The following is a 5,564-nucleotide window of genomic DNA, read 5'->3' as shown; positions in this document are numbered from 1 at the left end:
GCGCTACAACGCCTTCGGCGACGTCATTGCCCGCCAACACTACGCCACCCGGCTCGGCGCCGGCGCGCTGGCCGCGCTGAACGGCGGCAGCCAAAGTGGCTTGCCCGGCGGACTGCAAAGTGACGGCGACCGCCTGGAAACCAGCCAGTACAACCGCCTGGGCCAGCGCATTGCCGCCGGCGACCGGCTGAACGCCGAACGCGAACAATGGCGCTACAACGCCTTCGGCGAAGCGGTCGGCCACCAACTGCGGCTGGACGCCGCGCGCGGCAGCTGGCAGACCAGCGGCTACGACCGGCGCGGCCAACTGCAAAGCCAGACCCGCGACGCCGAAGGGCTGGCGTTGCGGACGGCATCGAGCTACGACGCCTTCGGCCGGCAGATCGAAAGCGTGGACGCCAACGGCCACCGCCGCCGGCTCGACTACGACAAACTGGGCCGCCAGATCACGACGCAAGACCCGCAAGGCGGCCGCCAAAGCCACGCCTACGACGCCTTTGGCCGGGTGCAGAGCCAGAGCGACGCGCTGGGCCACGTGACCACCACCGCCTACGACGACGCCAGCGGCCGCGTCACCGTGACCCAGGCGGACGGCGTCCAGATCATCACCCAGAAGAACGGCCATGGCGACACCGTGCAACTGATAGACGGGCTGGGTCAGGCGACGACCTACCACTACAACCGCGACGGCCAACTGCTGAGCACCACCACGGCGGCGGGGACCACCCGTAGCGGCTACGACAGCGCCGGTCATCGGATCGAGAGCGTCGACGCCAACGGCACCCGCACCGTCTACCAATACGACGCGGCGGGGCGGGTGCTGCAACGCACCGTGGACCCGGATGGCTTGAAACTGAGCAGCCGCAGCGAATACGACGCGCAGGGCCGGATCCAGCGGCAGACCGAGCCCAACGGCCGGGTGACCGAAAGCCGCTACGACGCGGCGGGGCGGCTGGAGGCGGTGATGGTGGACCCGGCCGGGCTCAAGTTGACGACCACCTACCGCTACGACGCCCAGGGACGACAGATCCGGGTGACGGAAGCGGCGGGGACGGCGCAGGCGAAGAGCACGGAATACGAATACGACGGCGCGGGGCGGCGGGTGCGGGAGACGGTGGACCCGGACGGCTTGAAGCTGAGCACGGTGTACCAATACGACGGTAACGGCAATGTGGTGGCCAAGACCGATGCGGCGGGCAAAACGGCCCACTACATCTATGACGACAATGACCGTTTGCGTTACAGCCTCAACGTACAAGGGCTGATGACGGAAACGGTATACGACGCGGCGGGGCAGGCGGTGCAAAGCCGACGCTACGCGACGCCGGTATCGGTGTACGGCCTGACCACGGTGCTGACGATGGCCGAGCTGGCGGGGCGATTGGTCACGCATGAGAAAGACCAAAGCACGCGCACGGTGTACGACGCGATGGGGCGTCCGAGCCTGAGCATTGATGCTGCGGGCTATGTGACCGAGCGGCGTTACGACGCGGCGGGGCGGGGGACGGACACCATACGCTACGCCAAGCGCCTGGCGCAGATGGGGCTGTCGGCGGAACGCCTGCAAGACCGCGCCCAGGCCAACCTGCTGCGCAACAGCCTGTTCGAAGCCTCGGCGCCGGGCAAGGTGGCGAGCTGGGGCTATGGCGCGTGGAACGCTGATGCCGAAGTGGGCGGCAATCTGAACGCCGACTGGCGGATAGCGGAGGGCCTGGCCGGTGAGAACACCGTCTACTTGCACCAGACCGGTCGCCATCCGCAAGACGCTTACCAGGAACTGGTACAAAGCGTGCCGGTGCAGGCCGGGCGCCGTTACGCGTTCTCGGTGTACACCGGCGCGCATCGCGCGAATACCAGCCTGCACATCGTATGGTTCAACGCGGCGGGTCAGGCGCTGGGCGCCACATCGGAGCAGACGGGCACGCATCGCAACACCCCGGCAGAGAACCTGCCGGGCGGCTCAAAGCTGGCTGGCTACAAACGGACAGTAGCCGATGGGATTGCACCGGAAGGCGCGGTGCGCGGCGTGGCGACGCTGCGCAAGACCAATACCGCGGTGGGCGAGAATGACTCCTGGTTGTTTGCGACGCGGGCGCAGTTTGAAGAACTGGCGCTGGACGCCTCGGGACCCAGTGACTGGAAGCCGGCATTGGTGGCCGACGTGGCTGACCAACACAGCCGCAGCTTCTACGACGCGGCCGGGCGACCCAGCCTCAGTGTCGACGCGCAGGGCTATGTGACCGAGCGCCGCTACGACGCGGCCGGCAATGTCACCGACACCCTACGCTATGCCAAAAGCCTGGCGCAGATGGGGCTGTCGGCGGAACGCCTGCAAGACCGCGCCCAGGCCAACCTGCTGCGCAACAGCCTGTTCGAAGCCTCGGCGCCGGGCAAGGTGGCGGGCTGGGATTACGCCGCGTGGAACGCCGCAGCCGATGTGGGCGGCAACCTGGACGCCGACTGGCGGATAGCGGAGGGCCTGGCCGGCGAGAACACCGTCTACTTGCACCAGACCGGTCGCCACCCGCAAGACGCCTATCAGGAACTGGTGCAAAGCGTGCCGGTGCAGGCCGGGCGCCGTTACGCGTTCTCGGTGTACACCGGCGCGCATCGCGCTAATACCAGCTTGCACATCGTGTGGTTCAACGCGGCGGGTCAGGCGCTGGGCGCCACGTCGGAGCAGACGGGCGCGCATCGCAACACCCCGGCAGAGAACCTGCCGGGCGGCTCAAAGCTGGCTGGCTACAAACGGACAGTGGCCGATGGGATTGCACCGGAAGGCACGGTGCGCGGCGTGGCGACGCTGCGCAAGACCAATACCGCGGCGGGCGAGAACGACTCCTGGCTGTTTGCGACGCGGGCGCAGTTTGAAGAACTGGCGCTGGACGCCTCGGGACCGAGCGACTGGAAACCGACGCTGGTGCTTGACGCGGCGGACCAAGTCACCCACCAAAGCTACGACGCCGCCGGCCGCCTGATCCGCGAAACCCGCGGCGACGGCGCCCTACAGGCCACCACCACCTACCAGCTCGACGCCCTGGGGCAGCGTATCGCCGAAACCGATGCCAATGGTCACACCACCCGCCGCGACTACGATGCGCTCGGTCGCAAGATCCGTGAAACCGACGCGCTGGGCGGTGTCACTATCACCGACTACGACGCGGCCGGCAATGCGATCAAGATCACCGACCCGCGCGGCTACAGCGGCTACAACTATTACGACGCGCTGGGCCGCCAGACCCTACACATTGATCCGGAAGGCGATGCCACCGGCACTGAGTACGATGCGCTGGGCAATACGACCCGCATCACCCGCTACGCCACCCGCGTCGACACCGCCGCGCTCCAGGCCGGCGTGGCGCCAACCCTGGTCGTCGATGCCCAGCGCGACGCGGTGACCCGGATCGAACACGATGCGCTGGGACGGCAGACCCGCATCTTCGACGCCGAGGGCGGCGTTGAACGGATGGCCTACGACGCCTTTGACAACAAGTTGAAATACTTCAACAAACTGGGCGGCACCTACCACTATATCTACGACGCGCAGGGCCGGGTGCTCAAAGAGACCAGTCCGCTGGGCAGCGTCAAACGCTTCGAATACGACGGTTTCGGCAACCGCACGCTGCAAGTGGAAGCCGAGGGTCGGCCGGAACAACGCACCACCCGCTACCAGTACGACACCAACAACCGGCTGATCCGCCAGACCAGCGACGCGCTGCCGGTCTACACCCTGGATGGCGGCGAAGCCACGGTCAGCCCCAGCCAAAGCTGGCGCTACGACGCCGCCGGCCGGCAGATCGAATTCAGCGACGCCAACGGCCAGATCACCCGCAGCCGCTACGACGCGCTGGGGCGCAAGGTGGCGGAACGCAACGGCGACGGCGTGCTCAGCGAATGGGACTACGACGCGGCGGGCAACATCCTGGTCCAGCGCGTCTACGCCAGCCCGGTGGGCCTGTCGGCGGACGGCGGGGTGCCGGCGCCGGCGAATGGGGAGAGGCGAGAAACCCGCTACGCCTACGACGGCAACAACCGTCTGATCGAAACCCGCCTGCCGGCGCAAAGCGTGGGCCAGGGCACGGTCAAAGGCGGTTACACCGAGTCGACCCAGGACCTGATCAGCCGCCAGCGCTACGACGCCAACGGCAACCTGATCGAAAGCATCGATGCCCGCGGCGGCAGCCAGCGCCACGACTACGACCGCGCCGGCCGCAAGCTGCTGAGTGTCGACGCCGCTGGCTACGCCACCGCCTGGGACTACGACGCCGCCGGCCGGGCGATCCGCGAAACCCGCTACGCCAGCGCGATCAGCGGCTATGACAGCGCCACCCCGCTGGCCACGCTGCGCCAGCGGCTCAGCTCGCACGCCGACGACCGCGTGCGCGAAACCGACTACGACCGCATGGGCCGCATCAGCGTCGAGCGCAGCCTGGGGCTCCAGGTGGCCAGCGCAGACGGCCAAAGCCAGAACGTGGTCACCGTCAGCACCCGCTACCAGTACAACGCGCTGGGCAAGGTGACGCAAAAGACCGACGCCGCCGGCCAAGTGACCGACTGGCGCTACGACGCGCAGGGCCGCGAGACCCGACGTCAGGACGCGGCCTATACCGACTACGAAGGCCGCAGCGTGCGGCCGACCCGTGACAGCGAATACAACGGCCTGGACCAGATGAGCCGCCAGATCCGCCGCGGCCTGGACGAGGCCAGCGAAGCCGACGACCAGATCGTGCGCTACCAATACGGCGCCGGCGGCAGGCTACTGAGCCAGAGCGACGCGCTGGGCAATACCATCCGTTACGACTACGACGCCGCCGGTCAGCTGACCCGAACCCAGCGGGCGCGACGCCAGGCCGACGGCAGCGAAGTCAACGACGTGAGCGGCTACCGCTACGACGCGGCCGGGCGTCAGACCGAAAAGCGCGACCAGGCGACCGGCATGCGCTTCGAAACCCACTACAACGCCTATGGCGAGATCGACGGCAAGCGGACCAGCGCCGACGGCCAGGGCGCGTGGCAGGAGTTCACTGACTACGACGGCGCCGGCCGGGTGTTTCGTCGCAACGAAGGCGGCGTCACCCGCGCCTACCTGTACGACGCCAACGGCAACGCCACGCTGCAGATCGAATCGGAGAACGTGGACCTGCGGCAACTGAGCCGGGATCAGATCCTGGCGGCGATCAACCGGCCGGACAGCGGCCTGCGGTTGACGATCAGCGACTACGACGCGCGCAACCAGCGGGTGCAGACCAAACAGCCGAAGATGGTGAACGCGCGCGACGAGGCCTTGGTGCAGGCGCAGCGCTGGGTGAGCGCGGTGCCGCAGGAGGGCAGCGGCGGGGTGGTGACGGCGGGGGCGGCTAAGGTGCCGGGCGTGGCTGTAGGGAAAAACCCCCTAATAGAGGGAAGCGCATCGTTGCTGAGCACCGCGGGTTCAGGATGGGTAACGCTTAAATCCTCTCGTGTGCATGTTGAGCAACGACCGGCGCCTGGCGGAGGAGGGATGGAGCGGGCGTTGAAACGGCCAAGTTATTACAATGAGCAGTGGCTAAGAACCTGTTTACGAT

Annotated in this window: 1 pseudogene; it reads left to right on the top strand. The window is 67.6% G+C overall.

Features of this window, described 5'->3' with window-relative positions:
- A pseudogene (locus LQT98_RS11955) lies at positions 1 to 5,564 on the top strand (hypothetical protein); the annotation flags it as partial.

This window comes from Chromobacterium aquaticum, assembly GCF_021129195.1.
GTDB classification, from domain to species: Bacteria; Pseudomonadota; Gammaproteobacteria; order Burkholderiales; family Chromobacteriaceae; genus Chromobacterium; species Chromobacterium aquaticum.
Note: the sequence above shows the minus strand (reverse complement) of the source record. Positions and strands in the feature narration are given on the sequence as shown.